The sequence below is a fragment of the Cryobacterium algoritolerans genome, assembly GCF_004402785.1.
Lineage (GTDB): Bacteria > Actinomycetota > Actinomycetes > Actinomycetales > Microbacteriaceae > Cryobacterium > Cryobacterium algoritolerans.
This window is the reverse complement of sequence record NZ_SOFP01000046.1, coordinates 57475-79287: the sequence shown is the minus strand read 5'-3', so window position 1 is coordinate 79287 and position 21813 is coordinate 57475. Positions and strand designations below refer to the sequence as shown.

At 64.3% G+C, this 21813-nt stretch carries 23 protein-coding genes; 12 read left to right on the top strand and 11 right to left on the bottom strand.

Annotation, left to right across the window (positions count from 1 at the left end; all coding sequences use genetic code 11):
* Position 1: 1 nt before the first annotated feature.
* Both E3O19_RS08885 and E3O19_RS08880 read right to left on the bottom strand, forming a co-directional pair.
* A complete protein-coding gene (locus tag E3O19_RS08885; protein WP_134566978.1) occupies positions 2-805 on the bottom strand; it encodes an anti-sigma factor family protein in 804 nt (267 codons plus the stop codon).
* Positions 802-1311 (bottom strand): sigma-70 family RNA polymerase sigma factor, encoded by a 510-nt coding sequence (locus tag E3O19_RS08880; RefSeq protein ID WP_134566977.1) that lies wholly within the window; start codon positions 1309-1311, stop codon positions 802-804. Before E3O19_RS08880 ends, E3O19_RS08885 begins: the two co-directional genes overlap by 4 nt.
* Before the next feature lie 156 nt (positions 1312-1467).
* Between E3O19_RS08880 and E3O19_RS08875 the strand changes: the two genes are divergently transcribed.
* From E3O19_RS08875 to E3O19_RS18685, 3 genes are all read left to right on the top strand, one after another.
* A complete protein-coding gene (locus E3O19_RS08875) occupies positions 1468-1920 on the top strand; it encodes a QcrA and Rieske domain-containing protein (RefSeq protein WP_134566976.1) in 453 nt (150 codons plus the stop codon).
* 13 nt (positions 1921-1933) lie between these two features.
* A complete protein-coding gene (locus E3O19_RS08870) occupies positions 1934-2428 on the top strand; it encodes a DUF2231 domain-containing protein (protein ID WP_134566975.1) in 495 nt (164 codons plus the stop codon).
* Between the two features lie 326 nt (positions 2429-2754).
* Positions 2755-6270, top strand: a complete 3516-nt coding sequence (locus E3O19_RS18685) for an Ig-like domain-containing protein (protein WP_134566974.1) — start codon at positions 2755-2757, stop codon at positions 6268-6270.
* A gap of 76 nt (positions 6271-6346) precedes the next feature.
* Here the strand turns inward: E3O19_RS18685 and E3O19_RS08860 are convergent, their stop codons facing one another.
* From E3O19_RS08860 to msrA, 5 genes are all read right to left on the bottom strand, one after another.
* Positions 6347-6841 (bottom strand): acyl-CoA thioesterase, encoded by a 495-nt coding sequence (locus E3O19_RS08860; RefSeq protein ID WP_134566973.1) that lies wholly within the window; start codon positions 6839-6841, stop codon positions 6347-6349.
* A gap of 7 nt (positions 6842-6848) precedes the next feature.
* Positions 6849-8531 carry an energy-dependent translational throttle protein EttA gene (gene ettA / locus E3O19_RS08855; RefSeq protein WP_134566972.1) on the bottom strand — a complete coding sequence of 561 codons (1683 nt, stop codon included), beginning with the start codon at positions 8529-8531 and terminating at the stop codon, positions 6849-6851.
* A 5-nt stretch (positions 8532-8536) separates the two neighbouring features.
* Positions 8537-9025, bottom strand: coding sequence for a DUF6993 domain-containing protein (locus E3O19_RS08850; RefSeq protein WP_134566971.1), 489 nt, complete (start codon positions 9023-9025; stop codon positions 8537-8539).
* A gap of 93 nt (positions 9026-9118) precedes the next feature.
* Entirely contained in the window at positions 9119-9691 is a 573-nt protein-coding gene (locus E3O19_RS08845; protein WP_134566970.1) for a single-stranded DNA-binding protein, read from the bottom strand.
* Between the two features lie 186 nt (positions 9692-9877).
* The gene (gene msrA, locus E3O19_RS08840) at positions 9878-10402 is read right to left on the bottom strand and encodes a peptide-methionine (S)-S-oxide reductase MsrA (protein WP_134566969.1); all 525 of its coding nucleotides are present in this window, start codon (positions 10400-10402) and stop codon (positions 9878-9880) included.
* A gap of 17 nt (positions 10403-10419) precedes the next feature.
* Here msrA and mgrA point away from each other — a divergent pair, with 17 nt between their 5' ends.
* The 4 genes from mgrA to E3O19_RS08820 all read left to right on the top strand — a co-directional run bounded on the left by mgrA (position 10420) and on the right by E3O19_RS08820 (position 13532).
* Positions 10420-11427 (top strand): L-glyceraldehyde 3-phosphate reductase, encoded by a 1008-nt coding sequence (gene mgrA, locus E3O19_RS08835; RefSeq protein ID WP_134566968.1) that lies wholly within the window; start codon positions 10420-10422, stop codon positions 11425-11427.
* Between the two features lie 3 nt (positions 11428-11430).
* A complete protein-coding gene (locus E3O19_RS08830; protein ID WP_134566967.1) occupies positions 11431-12399 on the top strand; it encodes a DMT family transporter in 969 nt (322 codons plus the stop codon).
* A gap of 65 nt (positions 12400-12464) precedes the next feature.
* Positions 12465-12752: a hypothetical protein gene (locus E3O19_RS08825; RefSeq protein WP_134566966.1), complete on the top strand. Its 288-nt coding sequence runs from the start codon at positions 12465-12467 to the stop codon at positions 12750-12752.
* 78 nt (positions 12753-12830) lie between these two features.
* Entirely contained in the window at positions 12831-13532 is a 702-nt protein-coding gene (locus E3O19_RS08820; RefSeq protein ID WP_134566965.1) for a hypothetical protein, read from the top strand.
* Between the two features lie 150 nt (positions 13533-13682).
* On the opposite strand, the gene nadE is transcribed toward E3O19_RS08820, so the two are convergent.
* Complete coding sequence (nadE, locus tag E3O19_RS08815) at positions 13683-14504, bottom strand: ammonia-dependent NAD(+) synthetase (RefSeq protein WP_134566964.1); 822 nt, start codon at positions 14502-14504, stop codon at positions 13683-13685.
* A 517-nt stretch (positions 14505-15021) separates the two neighbouring features.
* On the opposite strand from nadE, the gene E3O19_RS08810 reads away from it, so the two are divergent.
* Together E3O19_RS08810 and E3O19_RS08805 are read left to right on the top strand one after the other, a co-directional pair.
* Positions 15022-15453: a hypothetical protein gene (locus E3O19_RS08810; RefSeq protein WP_134566963.1), complete on the top strand. Its 432-nt coding sequence runs from the start codon at positions 15022-15024 to the stop codon at positions 15451-15453.
* Between the two features lie 44 nt (positions 15454-15497).
* The gene (locus E3O19_RS08805) at positions 15498-15806 is read left to right on the top strand and encodes a helix-turn-helix domain-containing protein (protein ID WP_134566962.1); all 309 of its coding nucleotides are present in this window, start codon (positions 15498-15500) and stop codon (positions 15804-15806) included.
* 387 nt (positions 15807-16193) lie between these two features.
* Here the strand turns inward: E3O19_RS08805 and E3O19_RS08800 are convergent, their stop codons facing one another.
* From E3O19_RS08800 to E3O19_RS08790, 3 genes are all read right to left on the bottom strand, one after another.
* Positions 16194-16991, bottom strand: coding sequence for a hypothetical protein (locus E3O19_RS08800; RefSeq protein WP_134566961.1), 798 nt, complete (start codon positions 16989-16991; stop codon positions 16194-16196).
* A 463-nt stretch (positions 16992-17454) separates the two neighbouring features.
* A complete protein-coding gene (locus E3O19_RS08795) occupies positions 17455-18507 on the bottom strand; it encodes a hypothetical protein (RefSeq protein ID WP_134566960.1) in 1053 nt (350 codons plus the stop codon).
* 372 nt (positions 18508-18879) lie between these two features.
* Entirely contained in the window at positions 18880-19269 is a 390-nt protein-coding gene (locus E3O19_RS08790) for a hypothetical protein (protein WP_134566959.1), read from the bottom strand.
* 68 nt (positions 19270-19337) lie between these two features.
* On the opposite strand from E3O19_RS08790, the gene E3O19_RS08785 reads away from it, so the two are divergent.
* From E3O19_RS08785 to E3O19_RS08775, 3 genes are all read left to right on the top strand, one after another.
* On the top strand, positions 19338-19805 hold the full coding sequence (locus E3O19_RS08785; RefSeq protein ID WP_134566958.1) for a hypothetical protein: 468 nt from the start codon (positions 19338-19340) through the stop codon (positions 19803-19805).
* Positions 19806-19938: 133 nt separating this feature from the next.
* Positions 19939-20877, top strand: coding sequence for an AbiTii domain-containing protein (locus E3O19_RS08780; RefSeq protein ID WP_134566957.1), 939 nt, complete (start codon positions 19939-19941; stop codon positions 20875-20877).
* Between the two features lie 636 nt (positions 20878-21513).
* Complete coding sequence (locus tag E3O19_RS08775; RefSeq protein ID WP_134566956.1) at positions 21514-21783, top strand: DUF6112 family protein; 270 nt, start codon at positions 21514-21516, stop codon at positions 21781-21783.
* The last annotated feature ends 30 nt before the right edge of the window (positions 21784-21813 follow it).

The window sequence follows — 21813 nt, the reverse complement described above, 5'->3', positions numbered from 1 at the left end:
CTCAGGACGCCGGCCGGCCGGCCAGCAGCACGAGGCCGTCCGGTTCGAGACGGATGTCGACGGACGCGATGTCGCGCCGGGCGACACTCGACGTGCCGACGGCCTCGATTGCGGTGCCCGGGCCGGCCAGCCAGGTCGCCACGAGCGTCGCCGCGCCGCGACTGTCGGTCACGAACATCGAATACGCCCGTTTGCCGGAGTCTCCGCCTCCGCCGGTCTTCGCGTAGCTGCAGGAGGAGTCGATCCGGGTTCCCCAGGGTTCGCCGGTCAGCACGAAACTGGCGCTGAGCGGGCTGGGCACGACCTGTTGCATCACCGTGCGGCCTGCGACGGGCAGGCTGGAGCCAGGTGCCGCGGCGGCCACGGGTGCCGCGGTCGGCGTGGCGCCGGGCAGCACCCCGGGCAGCACCCCGGGCAGCACCCCGGGCAGGACGACGGCCACGGCCGCGACGACAGCCACCGTCAGGAAGGCTCCGGCCACGAGTACGCGGGCCCGACGACGTCGGCGCCGCACCCGGTCGATCAGCAGCGGCAGGCTCTGCTCGAGCTGGCGCGGCCCGGCGAGCAGGCCCGCGCTCGGGGAACCGGTCTCAGGGTGCGGATCTTCGAGCTGGCGGTCGAGCTCGATGGCCTGCTCGGCAGGAACGGTGCCCAGGAGTCCGGGCAGTGCCGAGAGCTCAGCGACCAGCCGTGTGCAGCTTTCGCAGCCGGAGAGGTGACGCTCGTACTCGTGCCGCTCCGCGACGGAGAGCGCCCCGATCAGATAGGCGGCGTCCCAGTCGGTGTACTCATCCTGCCCGCTCATCGTTCGCTCACCCCCCGCTCGTGCAGCGTGAGCCGCATCGCCCGCAACGCGTAGTGCAGGCGGGACTTCACCGTTCCCTGCGGAATGTCGAGCAGCACGGCGGTCTCGGCAACCGACTGGCCGCGATAGTACGCGCAGATCACCACGGCACGGTGTTCGCGAGACAGCCCGGCCAGGGCCTCGGCGACCAGCCAGGAGTCCAGCAGGGCTGCGGTCTGGTCGTTCGTCAGGCGTTCGGGGAGCTGATCGGTGGTGACCTCATGCCGGTGCCTGGCCGACCGGCGATCGTCGATGACGAGGTTCCGGGCCACGGTGAACAGCCACGCTCTGGCGGATGTCTCCGACTGGTCGAGCATGCGCGGCAGGCGCCAGGCCCGGAGCAGGGTTTCCTGCACCACATCGTCCGCCAGGGCGGCGTCCCCGGTGAGCCGAACCACATAACGCCAGAGGGCCGGGGCGTGTTCGTTGTGGAGGGCACGCAACAGTTCGGCTCGCTCATCCGTCACCGCGCACCTCCCGTCGTTAACACGTCGGACCAGTCACGGCGGTTCACCCGCACGCTGAACCGAAACCGTCACCGTGTCGTTGTACTGAGTAACAGGTCCACTGGGTAGCATCGCCCTGCCGCCCCAATCTATGCGCTAACCCGTTCAAGGAGAACCATGACGAACTCCACCACAGTTCCAGCCGAGACCGTCCCGGGAATTTCCCGTCGCGCCGCCCTCCTGGTCGGCGGCGCGGGAACCGCCGTCGCGCTCGTCGGTTGCAGCACCGGGCCGGCCGTCACCGGGGCGCCCAGCGCCGCGAAGAGCGACAAGGGAGGTTCGACGGAGGTCGCCAAGCTGGCCGACATCCCGGTGGGCGGTTCGGTCGAGGCGTCCCTCAACGGGAAGCCGATCCTGGTCAGCCAGCCCACCGCCGGGAAAGTGGTCGCGTTCAGCGCCGTGTGCACGCACCAGGGTTGCGTGGTGAAGCCGGTGGGCAAGGAATTCGATTGCCCGTGCCACGGCTCGAAGTTCGACGCGATGACGGGCAGGGTTCTCGGCGGCCCTGCGCCGAGCCCGCTGGTTTCCGTGCCGGTGTCGGTCGCCGGCAACTCGGTCACCGCCAGCTAGGCATCGGGCGACCATGGACGTCCACTCCATCAACGGTCTCCCACTGCACGTGCTCCTCGTGCACCTCGTTGTCGTGCTCGTGCCGGTCACGGCCCTGGCCGTGCTGCTCGCGGCGGCGTTCCGGACCGTGCGCCAACGTCTCGGCGTCGGACTGCCGACGCTGGGGCTGGGGGTCATCGTGCTGGTGCCGCTCACGACCCAGGCGGGGGCATGGTTGCAGGCCCGGGTGGCGCCCACTCCGTTGATCGGCGTGCATGCGGGCCTGGGCGGGGCGCTCTGGCCGTGGACGCTCTCCCTCGGCCTGCTCTGCGTCCTGGTCTGGCTCTGGCACACCCTACAGGACCGGCGGCGACGAGTGCGCCCCGGAGCCGGGAGCCCGGCGGTGAGCGTGCTCCTCGTGTTGCTGGCCCTCGGCCTCGGCGGCGCGACCACCTGGCAGACCGTGCTGGTGGGCGAATCCGGCAGCCGGGCGATCTGGCAGGGCTCGTTCAGCGAGACGCCGCGCTAGTGTCGCGAGTCGTTGATTCATTCAGGTTCGCGGTCGCGGCCCGAGCAGACTATTTTCCCGAGATCGGGCCGCTCACGCGCTTTATTGTGTAATCCTCATTGCTTGCCACGATCTCGGAAATGCTGGGAACGCCGCGGCAGAAAAACAAGAAGCTTGACTCGCGTACGGTCACGTTATCGACGCCTTCCGCAGGCATTTCTTCGCCTCCGAAAACGGGGTCAGAAGTCAGAGGTCGAGTTCTGGCCCGCTCATCGAGAGGCCGGTCGAAAAGCGGAACGTGCCGGGACGAACGGTTTCCAACGAATCAACGCGTTCTGTTGACGTGGGTGAGCGAGGGCACTATTCTCTTCCTGAAAGCGCTCTCACGTTTTCTCCTCGGCGAGGTTGTGTCGAGGCTGCGCTCCGGCTTTACTGTCCACCGGGAGCGCTCCATCATCCCGCTGTGCACTGAACGGCCCTCCGCAGAAAGCAGGCTTGCAATGTCGCTGCCGAATGTCACTTCCATCGCTCGTCCGGAACGCCGACGCCGCTTGTTCTCCCTGGTCACGGCCACCGCGCTGGTCGCAGCGATCTCGCTCACCAGCACATCTCCCGCCTTCGCGGCGCCGACACCTCCGCCGAGCCCCGCGCAGCCAGGCTCTGCACAACCAGGCCCTGCACGGCCAGGCCCTGACCAGCCGGACTTCGGGCCCAACGTGAGGATCTTCGACCCGAGCATGCCAACCAGCCAGATCCAGGCTGAGGTCGACGCGATCAAAGAGCTGCAGATCAACGACGAAATGGGTACCAACCGGTACGCGCTGCTGTTCAAGCCGGGGAGCTATGGCAACGCTGAACAGCCACTGATGATCCAGGTGGGGTACTACACGGAAGTGGCTGGGTTGGGTCAGAACCCGACCGACGTCACCATCAACGGCCATGTGGAGGTCTACAACCGGTGCCGGCCCGCGTCCGGGTGCATCGCGCTGGACAACTTCTGGCGCTCGATGTCGAACCTCACGATCAACGTCACAGGCGGTGTAGGGTGCCGAGCCTCGGCGAACTTCTGGGCCGCATCCCAGGCCTCACCGGTACGCCGGGTCAACATCACCGGTGGCAACCTGTCATTGATGGACTACTGCACCGATGGTCCGCAGTTTGCCAGCGGCGGCTTCATTGCCGATTCGAAGACGGGTTTCGTCATCAACGGGTCCCAGCAGCAGTACATCGTGCGCAACAGCAGTGTTGATGGCTGGTCGAACGGGGTCTGGAACCAGGTGTTCTCCGGCGTGGCCGGCGCACCCGCGGAGTGCTTCCCTGCGGTCAAGGATGTGTGCGGCCCCTACACCACACTCGACAAGACCCCTGCAAGCAAAGAGAAGCCCTATCTCTACATCGACTCCGCCGGTCAGTACAAGGTGTTCGTCCCTGATCCCGGCACCAACTCGACGGGGCCGACGTGGGAGAACGGTGCGACGCCGGGCCGCGGTATCCCGCTGGCAAAGTTCTACATGGCCAAGCCGAGCGATTCGGTGCAGACCATCAACAAGCAACTCAAGAACGGTAAGAACCTGCTCTTTACACCGGGTGTGTTCGCCATCGACAAGACGATCGAGGTCCAAACGGCCGACACCGTCGTGCTCGGTATCGGCATGGCCACGTTGACCGCGGTGAACGGTGCGGTGGTGATGGCGGTCAATGACGTCCCGGGCGTGGACATCGCCGGCCTCACGATCGACGCGGGTACGAAGAAATCGGCCGTGCTGCTGCAGATCGGCAGCAGCAAGAAGGACAGGAAGGACAAGAAGGCGACGAGCAGCTCGTCCGACCCGACCGGCCTCCAGGATGTGTTCTTCAGGATCGGCGGACCGAACGTCGGGAAGGCCGACGTCAGTCTGGAAGTCAACAGCGACAACGTCATCCTGGATGACATCTGGGCCTGGCGAGCAGACCACGGCAATGTGGGTACGGTCGGCTGGAACATCAATACCGCCAAGAACGGTGTCGTCGTCAACGGCGACAATGTCACCGCCACCGGACTCTTCGTTGAGCACTACCAGCAGCACAACGTGATCTGGAACGGCAACGGCGGCGAGATCGTCTTCTTTCAGAACGAGTTGGCCTATGACCCGCCGAGCCAGGCGGCCTGGATGCAGGCCCCGGGCGTCACTGGCTGGTCTGCCCTGAAAGTCGCCGACTCGGTCAAGACGTTCAAGGCTTACGCATTGGGCAGCTACAGCTTCTTCAACCAGGGCGTGGACATCTTCGCCGCGAACGCATTCGAAGTGCCTGACACCCTTGCTCCCGGAAGCCTGCACAACATGACCACGATCTTCCTCGATCCCAACAAAGGCAAGGGTGGGATCTCGAACGTGATCAACGGCATCGGGGGGCCATCGATCATCGGCAACGCCGACATACCGGTCACCGTGACGGACTACCCTGCGGTGCCGGACACGGTTGCCCCGACGGTCGCCATCACCGACAACGTTGCCGCGGCGACCGCGACCGGTGAGGTCACCTACACCTTCAGCTTCAGCGAGGGCGTCGGCACCAGTTTCGCCGCCGACGACATCGTCGTTGCAGGCGGCACCAAAGGTACGTTCGTCCGGGTCGACGCCAGTCACGCCACGCTCGTCGTCGCTCCTGCGGTCAATTCAACCGGGACCATCAATGTCAGCGTGGCCGCGGGAACGTTCAGCGATGCGGCCGGCAATACCAATACAGTGTCCGCCGCTGCTCAGCAGGCCTACGACACGGTCGTTTCCCCGCCACCGCCGCCTTCGGGAAGTGTCATCACCTTCGATGAGGCAACCCCACCGACGCTGACCGGCTTCGGAGGTGCGAACCCGACCATCGTGGTTGACCCGGCCAATGCGGCCAACAAGGTCGCTCAGGTCGTCAAGGGTGTCGGTGCCGCACTTTGGGCGGGCACCACAGTCTCGACCCTGCCCAACACGGCGGTCCAAACGATTGCGTTCGGTGCCACCAAGACGATGTTGAAAGCTCGGGTGTGGTCGCCGGATGCGGGAATCCCGGTGAGGCTGAAGGTCGAGAACGCCGCCGATCCGACCCAGTCGGGCGAGACTGAAGCCACCACCACGGTGGCCGGCGGCTGGGAAGCTCTGACGTTCGACTTCGCCAAGCAAGCACCTGGAACGGCGGCGCTGAACCTCGCGTTCACCTACAACAAGGTCTCGATCTTCTTCGACTTCGGTACCGACGGAACCGGAAAGACCTATTATCTGGACAATTTGAATCTCGCCCCGACAGGCGCCGTAACACCGCCGCCACCTCCGGCAGCCAGCTGGCAGATCACGTTCGATGATGCCGCCGTCCAGTACGCGCTGACCGACTTCGGTCTTTACGGCGCGGCGGGGGCGGTCGCGCCCGATCCGGCCGGTGGCAGCAATACCGTTGCGAAGGTCTTCAAGACCACCGGATCGGAGCAGTGGGGCGGCACAACGGTGTCCACCGGCTCCAATCAGTCAGTGGCGACAATCTCGTTCACCTCGATGAGCACGAAGGTGACGATGCGGGTGTACAGCCCCACTGCCGGCATCCGGGTGCGCATGAAAGTCGAAAACGCCGGCAACCCCGGCATCAACTGCGAGACCGACGCCTTCACGATGACATCCGGAGCGTGGGAAACCCTGACCTTCGATTTCGGCGATTCGTCCACCCACTACATTCCCAACGGCCCAACGACCTATGACATCGCGAAGCCGACGGCAGCCCTGAACGTGGCGAACACGTACAACAAAGTGTCGGTGTTCTTCGATTTCGGTCGAGGTAACGGTGGTTACGCTCCGATGGCGTCAGACCAGACCTACTACTTCGATGACCTGAGCTTCGTTTCCTGACCAACACGGCTCGGCGCGGTCCTTCAGCCCCTATCTGCATCTAACCCAGCGCGAATCATTCAACGCACACGCGACACTAGTCCTCCGGAACGGACGCCCGCCGGGTGAACCTGATCGGCTCGTCCAGGTAGGGCGTCCAGGCGTCGCGCTCGGTCGGGCTGATCTTACGCGGCCGCTCGGTGGCGGCGTCGACCAGCACGATCGTGGTGCTCGCGCGTGCGTAGAGCACAGCAGGCAGCACGCCATCCGGGCTCCACACCTCGTAGCAGACCTCGAGGCTGGCTCCTCCGAGCTTGCCCAGCCAGAGCCGCACGACGACCGGCTGCCGAAGGTAGGGGATCTGGGCAAGGTATTCGGCCTCGAGCCGGGCGATCAGCGTCAGCGTCGCCGCCCCTGGCCGGCCGTCGAGAACCGCGGTGCTCGCGCCGAGCGCCGGCTCGATAGCATCCTCGTCCAGCCAGAAGGCCTGGATGCGCGCCTCCTCGAGGAGGCGCAGCATCGCGGCGTTGTTGACATGGCCGTACGCGTCCAGGTCGGACCAGCGCAACAAGATCGGCACGTGCAGCTTCATCGTGGTCCTAATCGCGGGTGAGCTTGCGGTACGCGGAACGGTGAGGCTTCGCGGCATCCGGGCCGAGGCGTTCGATCTTGTTCTGCTCGTAGGATTCGAAGTTGCCCTCGAACCAGTACCAGTTCGCCGGGTTCTCGTCGGTGCCCTCGTAGGAGAGGATGTGGGTCGCGATCCGGTCGAGGAACCACCGGTCGTGTGTGATCACCACGGCGCAGCCGGGGAATTCGAGCAGCGCGTTCTCGAGCGAGCCGAGCGTTTCGACGTCCAGGTCGTTGGTGGGTTCGTCGAGCAGGAGCAGGTTGCCGCCCTGCTTGAGGGTGAGCGCCAGGTTCAGGCGGTTGCGCTCCCCACCGGAGAGCACGCCGGCCTTCTTCTGCTGGTCGGGGCCCTTGAAGCCGAAGGTGGACACGTAGGCGCGGGACGGGATCTCGGTCTTGCCGACCTGGATGTAGTCCTGGCCGTCCGAGACGACCTCCCAGAGGGTCTTGTTCGGGTCGATGCCGGTGCGGTCCTGGTCGACGTAGGAGATCGCGACCGTCTCACCGATCTTGAGCTCGCCGCCGTCAAGCGGCTCCTTGGCCACGATGGTCTTGAACAGCGTTGTCTTACCGACACCGTTCGGGCCGATGATGCCGACGATGCCGTTGCGTGGGAGGGTGAAGCTGAGCCCGTCAATGAGGACACGGTCGCCGAAGCCCTTCGTGAGCTTCTTCGCGTCGATGACCTGGGCGCCGAGGCGCGGGCCGACCGGGATCTGGATTTCTTCGAAGTCGAGCTTGCGGGTGCTCTCCGCCGCCGCCGCCATTTCCTCGTACCGGGCGAGGCGAGCCTTGGACTTGGCCTGGCGTCCCTTGGCGTTCGAGCGCACCCACTCGAGCTCGTCCGCGAGGCGCTTGGCCATCTTCGCGTCCTTTTTGCCCGCGATCAGCAGTCGTTCCTGCTTCTTCTCGAGATAGGTGGAGTAGTTGCCCTCGTACGGGTACAGGTGGCCGCGGTCGACCTCGGCGATCCACTCGGCCACGTGGTCGAGGAAGTACCGGTCGTGGGTGACGGCGAGCACGGCGCCGGGGTACTGGGCGAGGTGCTGTTCAAGCCACAGCACGCTCTCGGCGTCGAGGTGGTTGGTGGGCTCGTCGAGGAGGAGAAGGTCGGGCTTCTGCAGGAGCAGCTTGGTCAGCGCAACCCGGCGCTTCTCACCGCCCGAGAGATCGGAAACGGCCGAGTCTCCCGGCGGGGTGCGCAGGGCGTCCATGGCCTGTTCGAGCTGGGAGTCGAGGTCCCAGGCATCGGCGGCGTCGATGGCTTCCTGCAGGGTGCCCATTTCGGCCAGGAGGGCGTCGAAGTCGGCGTCCGGTTCGGCGAGGGCGAGACTGATCTCGTTGAACCTGTCGACCTTGGCCTTGATCGGGCCGACGCCCTCCTGCACGTTCTCGAGAACCGTCTTGGTCTCGTCGAGTTCCGGCTCCTGCATCAGGATGCCGACGCTATAGCCGGGTGAGAGCTTCGCCTCGCCGTTGCTCGGGGTGTCGAGGCCCGCCATGATCTTGAGGATCGTGGACTTTCCCGCGCCGTTCGGCCCGACGATGCCAATTTTCGCACCGGGGAAGAACGACATCGTGACGTCGTCGAGGATGAGCTTGTCGCCTACCGCCTTGCGTGCGCGGACCATCGTATAAATAAATTCGGCCATAGTGCTTACCAGTCTATTTGCCGAGTGGCCCCGACCAGACACGTTCCGCTCGCCAGCAACGGCATGACGGTTCCGTGGTAGCCGCCTGTGGCGGGTCCGTTCTGCCCGATCAGGCATTCCCCGTCGAAGCGCACGGCGAACTGGATCGAGTCAGCGGCGAGCGCCGCGCTGGTCTCGTCGAAGGTCACCTCCATCTGGGCCCTGTCGAAGCCGCCTGCCACTAGCGCGTCGATGAAGTCGCGGCCACCGGCCGCCGGGTTGGCGGCCACGACACCGGACGCCACGAAATCGTAATAGGCGAGATTGGTGCGCGCGTCCAGCTTCGGCCGAAGGGTCGGGCCGGGCGGAGGGGCGGGAGCCGCTGTCGGCGCCTGGGCGGTCAGCGCCTGGGCGGTCGGCGAGGGAGACGGGGACGTGGGCGTCGAACCGACGCAGCCGGACAGTCCCAGGCCGAGGCCGGCCGCGAGCGCGAGCACGGCCGCAGCACCGTGCATCCGAGGGACGCCCTGTCCTGCGCGCCGCCGCGGGTTTATCCCAGGTCCAACCTGCACGGGGCATCCTTTCAGGGGCCACGGATGCGGCCAGTGTTAAGAGTCTAGGGTGACCAGGCCGGCGTCCTCCCGCGGCAGGAAACCGCCGGACGCCGAGTCCGGGGCCGCCGAGCCGCCAGAATCGTCCCGGTCAGGGTCTACCAGGTCCGCACCGGAGAGCGCCCCGACCGGAGGCTCCGAAACGTCTGAAAGCTCCGCACCTTGCACAAGCTCCGCACCGTCGACCGGCTCCTCCGGCATCCGCCCGGGTACGGGGGCCACGCGCTGGCAGATCGTGCTGCACCAGGCCAGGTCGTGGCCCACACTGTCCGCTTCGATCTCGATCGCGGTGCCGTTTTTGTCAGAGTTGTGCCAGTCGCGGATGCGCAGCCGGCCGGCCACGACCACGTGTTCTCCGCGACGCACCGACCGCACCACGTTGTGGGCCAGCTGACGGAAGGTTGAGACCGTGTACCAGTTCGTTTCCGCGTCCACCCAGGACTGTTTCGCCCGGTCGAACCTGCGCTGGCCGGCAGCCAGCCGGAACGACGTGATGGCCAGCCCGGTGCTGGTGACGAGGTGGCGCGGCGTTGTCGCCACGATCCCGGTCACGGTGATGATGTCACTCATTGCGTTCTCCCTGCACCTCGTTGGGCGCCGGGCAACGGCCCGGCGCGCGCGACCCGGGAGCGAACGCTCGTGCCTGTCTCCGTCACCCCCGGGTCACGTGCTCCGAGTGTGCGACAGCACCGCGTCGGCGCGTGCCGGGTTCACTATCCCCGTGGAAAAGGGAACTGTGGCGTTGGCTGTGGAGGGTTACGGAAGGATGTACGGCGCGTAGGACTTGCGAATCTTGTTCACCTTGGGCAGGGCAACGGCCATGCAGTAGCCCTGACCGGGGTTCTTGGCGAAGAAGTCCTGGTGATGATCCTCCGCGACGAAGTACTCGCCGAGCGGCTGGATCGTCGTGACGATGCCCTCACCCCACCATTCGGCGGCACGGGTGCGGGACGTTTCGAAGAGGTGCTTCTGTTCCTCGTCGGTGTAGAACATGGCGGAGCGGTACTGCGTTCCCATATCGGCGCCCTGGCGGTTCAGCTGGGTCGGGTCGTGCAGCGTGAAGAAGACGTCGAGGATGACGCTGGCCGGGATGACCTCCGGGTCGAAGGTGACCGCGATGGCCTCCGCGTGCCCGGTACGCCCTGTGCAGACCGCCTCATAGCTTGGCCTGGGCGTGTCTCCCCCGGTATAGCCCGACACGACATCGGTCACCCCGCGAAGCACCCGATACACGGCATCGAGACACCAGAAACATCCACCTGCGACCACAAAAGTTTGCACGGTCCTAGAGTAACTCCATGACCTTCGTTGCCGCTGAGAACCGCTACTCCGAGATGAACTATCGCCGCACCGGGCGGAGCGGCCTCAAGCTTCCGGCGGTCTCGCTCGGTCTCTGGCACAATTTCGGACACGACCGACCGATGGACACCCAGCGGGCCATCCTGCGCCGGGCCTTCGACCTCGGGGTGACCCACTTCGACCTGGCCAACAACTACGGCCCTCCCTACGGCTCCGCCGAGACCAACTTCGGTCGGATCTTCGCCGAGGACTTTCGTGCGTACCGCGACGAAATGGTCATCTCGAGCAAGGCCGGTTACGACATGTGGCCGGGGCCCTACGGCGACTTCGGCTCGCGCAAGTACCTCCTGTCGTCCCTGGACGCGAGCCTCGGTCGCCTCGGGCTCGACTACGTCGACATCTTCTACTCCCATCGCCCCGACCCGGAGACCCCGATCGAGGAGACGATGGGGGCCCTGGCCACCGCAGTGCGACAGGGCAAGGCGCTCTACGTGGGCATTTCCAGCTACACGCCTGAGCAGACCAGGGCCGCCGTCGCAGCGCTGGCCGAACACAACGTGCCGCTCCTGATCCACCAGCCGCGCTACTCGATGTTCGACCGTCACGTCGAAGAGGGCCTGTTCCCGGTGCTCGACGAACTCGGGGTGGGCAGCATCTGCTTCTCCCCGCTGGCGCAGGGGCTCCTGACGGACCGGTATCTGTCCGGCAACGTCCCCCGGGACTCCCGGGCCGCACGCAGCCGGTTCCTCTCCGAGGACGTCCTCACCGACACGTACCTCGAGCGCGTCCGCGGCTTGAACGCGATTGCTGCCGCGCGTGGCCAGACCCTGGCCCAGCTTGCCGTGACCTGGATCCTGCGCCAGCAGTCGGTGACGAGCGTGCTGGTCGGGGCGAGCAGCGTCGGCCAGTTGGAGCAGACCGTTGCGGCCCTGGATGCCCCGGACCTGACCCGTGACGAGATCGCGGCCATCGAACCGTTCGCCGTGCACGGCACCGGACTGCGCTAGGCGGTGGGTTACCTCTACGCTCTCCTCGCGTCGCTGCTCTTCGGCCTGAACGGCAGCACCACCAAGGTGATCGTGGAGGCCGGACTGTCGCCGGCCCAGCTCACCTTCTTCCGGGTGACGATCATCGCGGTGCTCGCCGGCATCCTGCTCTTCCTCACCAACCGCCGGGCCTTCCGGATCGGCCGACGCCAGGTGGCGGTGATGGCCCTGCTCGGTGTCGCCGGCGTTGCCCTCATCCAATGGTTCTACGCCGTGGCGATCAGCCTGCTGCCGGTGGGCATCGCCCTCATGCTCGAGTACTCCGGGGTCCTCCTGGTTGCCTTGTTCGCGCGGTTCGTCCTCAAGGAGAGGGTGAAGCCCCGGATCTGGCTGGCCATCGGCGGCGTGCTGGTGGGGATGGCTGTGGTCGCGCAAATCTGGGCGAGCACCCTGTCCCCGCTCGGCGTACTGGCCGGGGTTGCCGCCGCGATCTGCCTTGCGGTGTACTTCCTGGTCGGTGAACGGCAGGTCGCATCCTCGTCGCCCCTGGTCGTGTCGTTCTGGTCGATGCTTTTCGCGAGCGGGTTCTGGCTGGTCTTCAGCGCGTGGTGGCAAGTGGAGCCGCAGACCCTGGCGCAGCAAGTGCCGCTGCACGGCAACCTCGGGGCGCTCGCGGTTCCGCTCTGGCTGCTGGTGCTCTGGAACGGCATCGTCGGGTCGTTCGCCCCGTACCTGCTGTCGTACATGGCGCTGGGCCGCCTGACTGCGACGGCCGCCGGTATCGTCTCCGCGTCTGAGGTGCTCTTCGCGTTCGGCTTCGCATTCCTGTGGCTCGGTGAATCCCTCGACGCCGTGCAGGTCGCCGGGGTCGTTCTTGTGCTCGGCGGGATCGCGGTCGCCCAGACGGCCCGGGTGAACAAGGTCGTCGACCTGGACCTCGCCAGCCAGGACCTCGCCCTCGGGACCGAGCCGGTCGACAGCACGCCCGGCTGAATGTCGGAGGCCGCCCGTAGCGTGGAGACGTCATCAACCGCGGCCGGCCAATATCGGAGGATTCCTTGTCCACAGCTCCTGCCCTGCCGAACCCTGCCCTGCCGAACCCGGCCCAACCGAACCGTTCTGCTCGGCCGGCGCGCACCGGTGCCCTCCGCGATCTGTCCCTGCTGCCCGTCGCCGACGGACTCTGGCGTGTGGTCAACCGAAGCGGCGCGGTACTCGGCCACATCGAGCTCAGCACCGACGGCATCGACGAGCGCTTCGCCGCGCGGCGCCTCCTGGCAGCCGCCCGCACGACGGCCCTCGGCACCTTCTGGAACATTGACGACGCCGCGGACTGCTTCCGGTGACTCTTCGCCGACACGACCTTTTGGGCACGCCGCGCATGTTCCCCGCGAACCGGGATCGGTCCCGGTAAAGTGCCGCTCATGCAGTGGTGGAATAGTTTCGTGTCCTGGCTCACGGCAGCCAGCAATCAGACCATGGTATTCAGCGCCGTGGTGCTCGTCGTCGCGATCATCGTGGCCAGCCTGCTGGCCTCGTGGATCTCCCGCGGAGCAATCCGCAACCTACTCGCCCAGCACGACCGGGAACTCAAGGCGGCCGTCATCGGTGCCCTGGTGGACGCTGCGACAGAGGCATCCGTCTGGAACTCGCTGAGCCCCCAGGAGCAGGTCATGGCGGACCGCGCCGTCGGCCAGGCCGACATCCAGCTGCGCCTCCTACCGATCAAGGGGTCGGCCGTTGCCGCGAATTGGGCTGCCCACCAGCTGGCCGAACTCAAGCGCACTTCCGCCACCTTCGGCTACCAGCTCGAACCGGCGCTGCTCGAGTTCCGCGACCGCCTGATCGAATGGCAGCACAGGCCGGCTCGTGCCCGTAAGGTCTTCCTCAGCGACCTCGACCGGTGGAAGGTGGCGAACACCACCTCCGAAAAGAGCCTGCTCGCCGAGCAGGATGCGTGGGCCGCGCAGCAGCACCACGACCAGTACTCGCCCCAGCAGTCAACCCCGGTTCCCGCGCCACTGAACTATGCCACCACCCAGGCCGCACCGTCGACGGAAACCCAGCGCCTCCTCGACGATGTGCAGGCCCTCGAGGTGCGGCCCGCGCCGTATGCCGCTTCCTGACACTCACTACCGCCGGCAACATCGTCACGCCGGTCACCACACAACTGCCACGCACCGATCGGTTCTCCAACCGCTCGGTGCCTGGCAGTCAGTGACGACCGCTTCGCCTCAGCTCACTCGCTCGCTCACTCAACCGCTCGCACGCTCGGTCTAGCGCCACCACTCGTCGAACATCGACGCCGGGACGCGCCGCTTGTGCTCGGTGGCCAGGTACCGCCTCTCGATGGCGTCGGCGACGTCGTCATCGACCGGGTGCCCCTCGAGGTAGTCGTCGATCTGCTCGTATCGCAGGCCCAGGTTGTCCTCGTCGGTTTGGCCCGGGGTGTCGTCGAGCAGGTCCGCGGTCGGCTGTTTCAGATAGAGCCGCTCGGGGGCGCCGAGTTCGACCAACAGAGCGCGACCCTGCCGTTTGGTCAGCCCGCTGAGCGGGAGGATGTCTGTTCCGCCGTCTCCGTACTTGGTGAAGAATCCGGTGACCGCCTCGGCCGCGTGATCGGTACCCACCACGAGCAGCCCCTGCGAGCCCGCGAGGGCGTACTGGGCGACCATGCGGGCGCGGGCCTTGACGTTGCCCTTGTCGAAGTCGGGAAGCTCGCGGCCCGTGCTGACAAGGCATTCGTCGTCAATCCCGTCGACGGCACGCATGATGTTGAAGGTCGCGCTCGACTGGGGCCGGATGAAATCCAGGGCGAGCTGGGCGTCGTCTTCGTCGCGTTGCGTCGCGTAGGGCAAGCGCACTGCCAGGAAGGTCGACGGGTGCCCCTCGGCACCCAGCTGCTCAACGGCCAGCTGGCAGAGCCGACCGGCAAGGCTCGAATCCTGGCCGCCGCTGATCCCGAGCACGAGGCCCTTCGCCCCGGCGCGCCAGAGGTAGTCCGCGAGGAATTGGGCCCGGCGGCGCAGCTCGAGCGCCGGCTCAATGGTCGGGGACACGTTCAGTTCCGCGATGATTCGCGCCTGTAGTTCTCGCATGCAGCAAATCTATCAAGCCCGGCCGGGCTCAGCCAGGCCGCATATCGATCCCCGGCAACCCCGCAACGGATCCCCGACGACCCCGGTGCCCCCGGTAGGAATCGAACCTACGACAAGCGGATTGCGGTCGGTCCATTTCAACCGAGCGGCTCTCGTTCCGAAACCTAGACCAATCTCGTCTGATCTCGATCTGATCAGGAGTTCCCTGTGGTCGTTATCACAATTCTATCGCAACCCCTCGGCCCGTATCGGCCAGTCTGGAAGCAATAAGCGTTGAATAAACGTGCGCGAATCAAGTCCTAGCGTTCGGCCCCGAACTCACGCATTCGACATACGATACCGAGGGCGAGCCGAACTCCTGGTCTCGGGCTGCACACCTGATCTGGTGACCGGCTGTGACTAGCCAAGAGCTTCCGGACAACTCTCGCGACCACGCTTGACCGATCTGGGCAGGCGTCAAGGAAGATCGCGAAATCAGCCCACCATGCTGGCCACGCGCGCGAAGGAGGCTACGACGATGACCAGTTGGGACATCGAGTACGAGGGCGATTCCTTCGGCCGCTTCTACTCTTCACTCGGCGAGTACGAGCAGGCAGTCCTGACAGCTGCAATCGAGCACGTCCTCGCGGTGCACGGCATCGATATCTGCAGTGGAGAGTGGGGCAAGCCTCTCTCCGGTGGTCTTTATGAATTCCGGGTTCGGAAGTCACTGCAGGCGATCTTTTCTGAGGCGAATGTCGCCCTGCCGTCCGATCTCGCCATAGTTGACCGGAAAGTACTCATCCGCGTGTTTTGCGCCTTTCACGGAGACAAGATCGTTCTGCTCTACAGCGGCTACGACAAGAAGAAGGATCCGTCCGATAGGCGTCAACAGCGCGAAATCGCCAGGGCGCGCAAGATTCACGAACAGTGGAAGCGCACCCACCGTGATCGCCACAAGAAGACTTGACCATATATGTGTTAGGGCACATACTTGAGTTCGAAGGAGACATCATGGCAAGAAACTTCAAAGACCTTGCAGACCGTGCGAAGGCAGAATGGTCCGACGATACGCGCGCCGTGTATGAGACGGCCGGCACGACATTTGACGCGGAGCTCGCAAGTCGCGTTGAACTGGGCGCGATGCTTGCCGCAGCACGCAAGGCCCGCGACCTTACTCAGCCCGCCCTGTCCAGCGCTACCGGGATTCAGCAGGCAGAGATCAGCCGGATAGAACGAGGTATCGGCAACCCGACAGCCGCTACGCTCAGTCGTCTTGCTGCCGCCCTCGGCCAAAAAATTACTCTGACGCGAGTTCCATAACCTCCGCACAACCCCGCGTTCGGCCGCCGTCGTGCTCATGTCGCTGCGACTCTCGGGAAATCGAGAAGGAGGCTTGTGAGGCGGCAAAAGCCATCAGCTTGGGCCAGCCTGCGGGAGTTTCTGGGTGGATGCAAACCCTTGACTCCCGCAGAAGCTCTGGGGCTGGCGCGGGGACTCCGACCAAGATCAACTTATGCGTGCCGAGCCGCCAATCTGGGAGGCTCCCCTCCACCTACTTCACCGAAGTTTCGGCGAGGTTAGTCTAATCAGAGGCCTCGTTACGACGTGCTGATACGGACTGCTTCTGGCACTTGCCGAGCGCCTATGGCACCCTTGTGAACGCCTGCCTCAGTGCTGCCAATCCCGGCTGCGTGGGATGGCTTAGTTCTAACTGGCGAGGGCGGACACTACGGCAGAAACGCCAGGCTGGATGGCCGTCCAGAAATTCCCAGCGGTAATCATCAGTTGCCCTGGGACCGCGAAAGCAGCTTCCATCAGTATAATTTCTTTGCTCAGCTTCTGCACTTTGTCCCATAGAGCAGGCGTGTTTCGTGCGGCGTCACCGGCGACGGGCTTCGTGACCAACGATCCGACGAACGCGTCAAATTCACGGATGACACTTTCCGTGCCAAGAATCCTGTACATGTCGACGGCGCGAACAATGGCATCGGCGTTCCTCCAGAGAAGTGTCGCGACATCGGAAGGCAATCCAGACTCCGTCGCCTCGACCTTGATCTCGTCGGCCAAGCTGCGGATCCCAGCCAACGAATTCTCCATGCCCGCGAACTCGATATCCCGACCACCCTGGCGGCCATGGCTTAGTAGCTCACTGCACGTTTCGAGGTCCGCGAGGGTGCCTTTGTCGTAATGCAACTTCATCTGAGCGACGCTGTACGACGGCAGCTGAGGCGCAATTGAGAGAGCTGCCTCCGCCGCAGGCAAAGCCCGAAGGAGCCTTTCGCGACTGAATGGGCCGTCCTGTACCCCGGCCACGCTTGTGCGAACTTCATCCGGAAGTGCCAGTACTCCGCCAATTGCACGGAAAAACTTGGCTGGCTCCTGCTCAGGAATGACATCCAGATATAGACCCCAGACGCTTTTCGCGTCCAACTGATCGGACGCAAGCCAAACGTAGTTGAGGAACTCAAAGAGCCGACCGGCCGGATTCAGGTAGTGCGTGTTCATCAAGGGCCTCCATCGTCCGGGACAACTAGAGCCTAAGGGGAGAAGGCAAGTCCGTTCAGCGCATCAAGTCGGGCAAAATCTGGGTTTGCGTTCCCCGATGCTGGCGACGTCCGGCTGGGGCGCGAACAACCACAACACAAAGTGTCATGCGCGAGAGGCGAATAAGGACCCTGGTGCTGCCGCTGACCGGATCGAGCAGCGACGGGATGCGACTCACGCCGCAGCCCTAGCGAAGGGTGGGCCTCCTGCCGGGCTAGGGTTGGCTCGCCACCCAGCCAGGGACAAGCAGCCGACGCTATCTGAGGCAGGCCAAAATCAGAGGCGGGCCAAAGTGTTAAGCTTCTTGTCGGGTTGTGCGTACCCGATCTACAGTTGGAAACCCGAAGCTGTGCGAGCGATCTCTTGAAATCAGCCGAGGTCAGCGCTCGGTAATTGCGCGATGCCCGCACGCAACGACTGGAACTCACCGCACCGGCTTAATCAGTCCACCTGCTTTCATACGGCGGGCGTCGGAAGGGTGCATTATCAGTGCGGATTTCTCGGAACTGATGCCCATTGGTCCCGGCTCGTAGCCTTTGAATACCTGGTAAGCGGAAACCGGCTTCCACTGAGCTGACGCCGACACAGTCAACTCGGGGCGTGCTTTTCGTTCCGCCCAAAGGTTTCCGAGCACGGCAACAGTGCCCACGACGGTTGTGCTCAACGAGCTCATCACCCCTTTGAGTGTGGTTCCGAGATCCTCGTGAATGTAAAATTGTGCGAGCTCATACTCTGCAGTCTTCAAGGCCGCCATATGGCTCTGATCTGGGTTGGCGGGACCCAGGCGATCAACGACCATCCGCCCCCTGCGTGTTGAACGGGCAGTAGAAATCAGCTCCATTCGGTGTTCCCGGTGGACGCTCATGTTCCGGACTCCGAACGCCCAGAGTAGCCATCCGGCCGGCCCTGACGCGTCAACGGCTGCGCCTAGAGCAGCTACAGCGCCTAGCTGAAGCTGACCTAGGTCGGTGTGGGCGGGAGATAGAGCCCTCAAGAGGCGGCGATCGTAGTCAACCTCTGTCCGAGCGCCCGCTACACGAAGTGGCGTGAGCATTCCGTAGTCGACACGCTGGATGGGCGTCCGTAGGCCGGCGACGCCCGCGAGGACTGCCGCGAGGCAATCCAGAGAAGCGCCAGCAGCGACGAACAGTCCCTGTTCCGCGGCGTCAAGTTGGGCTTCGCGTTCGTCGAAGCGCGGGTTGGTTCCGGGGATTGGGAATGGACGTCCGGTACTTCTTGAAAGCTGGCCCATCTCAGCGTCCTGCGCGTATCTGAGCTCGCCGTAGTACTTCAGGTGCACCGAAGCGTTCTGGAGGTTTGCGGCGACCGCCCGAGCTGCTCCGACCATGTAGTCGCGAACGTCATCGGTGGCGGGATCGCTTGAGTCCCAAAGGCTCGAATCGAGGTCTTCTACCAGTCGCCCGGCGAAGTCCAATGAAGCGGACATTCCAGCTTTGATTGAACCAAGTGCGAGCATGGCCAAACCTTAGCGCCTCTCGGAATCGTCGTCGGCATTGAGAGCACAGGTGTTTTCCATGAGAACTCTCGAGCTCCAGATCGAAGAAACCTGCATGCCGCAGAATCCGAGACTGACGCGCGGGACGCCGTGCTCATCCCCCAGGCCCGTCGAACCTTGCCGCGTGCGCTACGGTCGGCCTGAATGCCGTCGAACAGCTTGCGAAAACCACGGCGACCAGCGACCGCATCCGAGGCATCTTGACTCAAGTCCATGCAATCCTGAAACATATGTCCAGGGACCGCACCTCGATCCCACGCGGCGGCGCGACAACGGACCAGCCCTCCGCCAATGAGGGACCCGCGCCAGTCACTCGGCACTTCGCCATCACAGCTACACGACTGGCCGCCGCCGAATCCGATCGACCACTGCGTCCGGGCGAGCTTGGAAAGGCACTTCAATACGCAGTCTCGCGATACGGGCAGCACTTCGAACCTCCGCGACAGTCAGGCTGCTCGTGGGCGTGCGCTCGATGACCTCCTGCATCGCGAGCTGCACGACCAGTGAGTCGACGGGCACTTGCGGCTTTCCCCGATGCGCCCTCGCCCGGTTTTCTATCTCCGCGACCACGCCCAGTCGCACATTGTTGCGGTGCACCTGCGCCAGGACAGCCTTCACGAGGCGGTCGAACTGCTGCTGCCGCTCTTCGCGCCGGACCACTGCCTTCGTCGCCCGCACTGCGGCCGCGACGTCGCGGCTGGTTAGCAGATTTACCCGGCGCATCCGTTCGGTGACGAGCTCGACGGCTCGGGAGTAGAAATCAGACCTACGACGAACGAATGAATTGGGCGTTGAACACTGTCACGGGCGCATATCGCAAGATGCTATCGAGCGAGGGCACGCACGGGATCATGTTGATGGATCGAGACAACGACCGATTCGATCACCTCGAGTACCTGTTCCAGCACGGGCTAGACATGCGTGGGAGCCACATCCGCGTTGACGACCGCATAATGCTGTTTGGCATGACCAACGACAACGCTTCGAATCTCAGTTCCGCAGCTGACATTGCGCTGGGTGCGTTCCGATACTGCGTGAATACCGCCGTTGGGGATGGTCGAGAGCCTGTTGCGCGCGAGATGTTCCCAAACCTCGCCGAGATCATGTGGGCAAAGGAGCTTGCGGAAGGCGCGCAACTGTTTTCAGGCTACGGATACCACCCGAGACCGAAGCTCGACCAGATTCGAGTCCAGAGTCACCGGTCCAGATACGACAATCTGGCAGCAGCCCTTAACAGCTACTCGATTGACCCTCTCTAGATGCCCTCTCCTCAGTTGGATCGAGGGGATACGCCTAGTCGACTGCCGAGGAAGGCCCGGATTCGAAATCTGTCAGTGGTCCCATGTAGGTTCAGAGAGGTCGCAATCTCGACCAGATGCACCGGGGGCCCACATGTCTGACACACTGCTGCACTCCCTTCGAGAACAAGTCCTCGACGAGTCTCAGCCGCTTGCGGGTCTGCTGCGCAAGTGCCTGATGCTAGGTGCTGAAACGGGATCGAGCGCACTTCGCAACTGGGCTCGATACGAGTTGAACGGCTACGGCGATGACGTCGATGTGCCTAGTTATCGGCGTCTTTCGTCCCCGGCGATCAGGATGGACACGATTAGCGGAAACATGCACGTCAAGGGGCAGACGATTCACCGCCTCCAGCTGCCCGTCAAGGCTCAGGAGGTCGTCTCCGAGTGGATCTACTTGCGTCAGCCAATCGAGGAGCTTGAGACGCTGACAGGCGAAAAGTCGCTCTCGTTCACAAACGCAGGTCTCGCGTATGCGCAGACGATCTGGAACGGCCAGCTCGAGATGTTCCAGCAAATCATGAACATGTACTTCGACCTGCCTAGCTCAGCAATCGTGGGGGTCTTGGGACAGATCCGGACACAGCTCGTTGACGTGATTGCCGACCTGATGGCAGACACCCCGCTTACCGATTTGCCTAGGAAGGACCAAGTTGACGCTGCTGTCGGCCAGCGCATCGGCACGCAGTACCTCATGACGATAAATACGGCCCACGGCCCAACGGCCATCGGCGCCCGCGCCGAGGCGACCGTTCACAGTTTCAGCATTGACGACGCGATCAAGCTGCTCGACACCGTGCGCGCCGCGTCCGATGGCGTGCGCAACGAGGTACTTCGGACAGAACTTCTGGACGCGCTCGAGGACCTCCGTACCGAGGCGCAGAAGGACGAACTCGACACCGTGGCCGTTCATAGGAAGACCGGCAGGCTGCGGGCGGCGGCTACGCGCATCGGGGTGCCCACGATTACGGCTGCCGTCGGAGGAGCAGTCGAGGCGTTCACTTCCCTGGCAATGACAAACACGTTCGGCTGAACCAGCACTGACACGGGTTAGCGGTGGCTGGGGGTACACCCCAAGCCAAGAATGTCGACTGGATCCCGACCCAGCTCCGACCCTCAGAGTGGGTGATCACTCGCTTACATTCGCCCCAGGTCGCGGTTGGATTCGAAGGTATCAGCCAGCGTCCGCGCCGAATCGATCTACGGGGCTCACCGCCGGATGTCTCAGCAAGGAGGGCAGGGGTCTCCAGTGGTCAACCCGGCTGGCGTCTAGTAACCTAACTGTGCCGAAACCCACGGGTCACGAGACGTCGGGCTTGTCGCGGACTAAGCGCAGTTCGGCGCGGGGCGATGTCCGCCAAGCGCCGAAAGTCGCTAGCTGCAACCTGCCGCAGGCACTCGCCGGCAGCCCGCAATGAGTGGCAACCCGCGAATCGCTGGCCGCTTAGCGCCAGACTCGTGACGGAAGTGCAGCGCCAGCTTTGAACCGGACGCAGATAGGGCCGCCCATAGCGTCTGGCGGTTGAGATACTCACGGTCGATGCGCCCGTCGATCAGCGCGGTCCTGTGCTCAGCTGAGAATTTGGGCGCTCGGAGTTCACCTGCCCGATCATGGGGATACCGTGCGCTCCTGCATGTCATACGCATCAACCGACTGAGGGAGCGGAGTGTGGTCGACATTGATCCGAACGGGACGGGCCTTCCCGGCATTGAGCAGCTTCGTGTCATCGTGGGCGCGGTGATGACGGTGGGCCTCATTCTGAGCGTGCTGGCGTTGATCATCTCGGCGATCGTGTGGGGGTTCGGGGCCAATTCGTCCAACCCGCACCTGGCCTCGCGCGGGAAGACCGGTGTGCTTGCGTCGTGCGGCGCGGCGATCGTGTGCGGGGCATCCGTCACGCTGATCAACTTCTTTTGGAACGTCGGCCAAGCCGTCTGACCTTCGATTCCAACGTGAGCGGAGCAACAG

Bases quoted from the DNA above. Each gene is read 5' to 3' on its own strand.
- E3O19_RS08795 (WP_134566960.1), bottom strand. From the start codon at position 18,507: ATGCTCGCACTTGGTTCAATCAAAGCTGGAATGTCCGCTTCATTGGAC.
- E3O19_RS08845 (WP_134566970.1), bottom strand. From the start codon at position 9,691: ATGAGTGACATCATCACCGTGACCGGGATCGTGGCGACAACGCCGCGC.
- E3O19_RS08850 (WP_134566971.1), bottom strand. From the start codon at position 9,025: ATGCACGGTGCTGCGGCCGTGCTCGCGCTCGCGGCCGGCCTCGGCCTG.
- E3O19_RS08800 (WP_134566961.1), bottom strand. From the start codon at position 16,991: ATGAACACGCACTACCTGAATCCGGCCGGTCGGCTCTTTGAGTTCCTC.
- nadE (WP_134566964.1), bottom strand. From the start codon at position 14,504: ATGCGAGAACTACAGGCGCGAATCATCGCGGAACTGAACGTGTCCCCG.
- E3O19_RS08805 (WP_134566962.1), top strand. From the start codon at position 15,498: ATGGCAAGAAACTTCAAAGACCTTGCAGACCGTGCGAAGGCAGAATGG.
- E3O19_RS08820 (WP_134566965.1), top strand. From the start codon at position 12,831: ATGCAGTGGTGGAATAGTTTCGTGTCCTGGCTCACGGCAGCCAGCAAT.
- E3O19_RS08780 (WP_134566957.1), top strand. From the start codon at position 19,939: ATGTCTGACACACTGCTGCACTCCCTTCGAGAACAAGTCCTCGACGAG.
- E3O19_RS08870 (WP_134566975.1), top strand. From the start codon at position 1,934: ATGGACGTCCACTCCATCAACGGTCTCCCACTGCACGTGCTCCTCGTG.
- ettA (WP_134566972.1), bottom strand. From the start codon at position 8,531: ATGGCCGAATTTATTTATACGATGGTCCGCGCACGCAAGGCGGTAGGC.
- E3O19_RS08810 (WP_134566963.1), top strand. From the start codon at position 15,022: ATGACCAGTTGGGACATCGAGTACGAGGGCGATTCCTTCGGCCGCTTC.
- E3O19_RS08875 (WP_134566976.1), top strand. From the start codon at position 1,468: ATGACGAACTCCACCACAGTTCCAGCCGAGACCGTCCCGGGAATTTCC.
- E3O19_RS08885 (WP_134566978.1), bottom strand. From the start codon at position 805: ATGAGCGGGCAGGATGAGTACACCGACTGGGACGCCGCCTATCTGATC.
- E3O19_RS08790 (WP_134566959.1), bottom strand. From the start codon at position 19,269: ATGCGCCGGGTAAATCTGCTAACCAGCCGCGACGTCGCGGCCGCAGTG.
- mgrA (WP_134566968.1), top strand. From the start codon at position 10,420: ATGACCTTCGTTGCCGCTGAGAACCGCTACTCCGAGATGAACTATCGC.
- E3O19_RS08860 (WP_134566973.1), bottom strand. From the start codon at position 6,841: ATGAAGCTGCACGTGCCGATCTTGTTGCGCTGGTCCGACCTGGACGCG.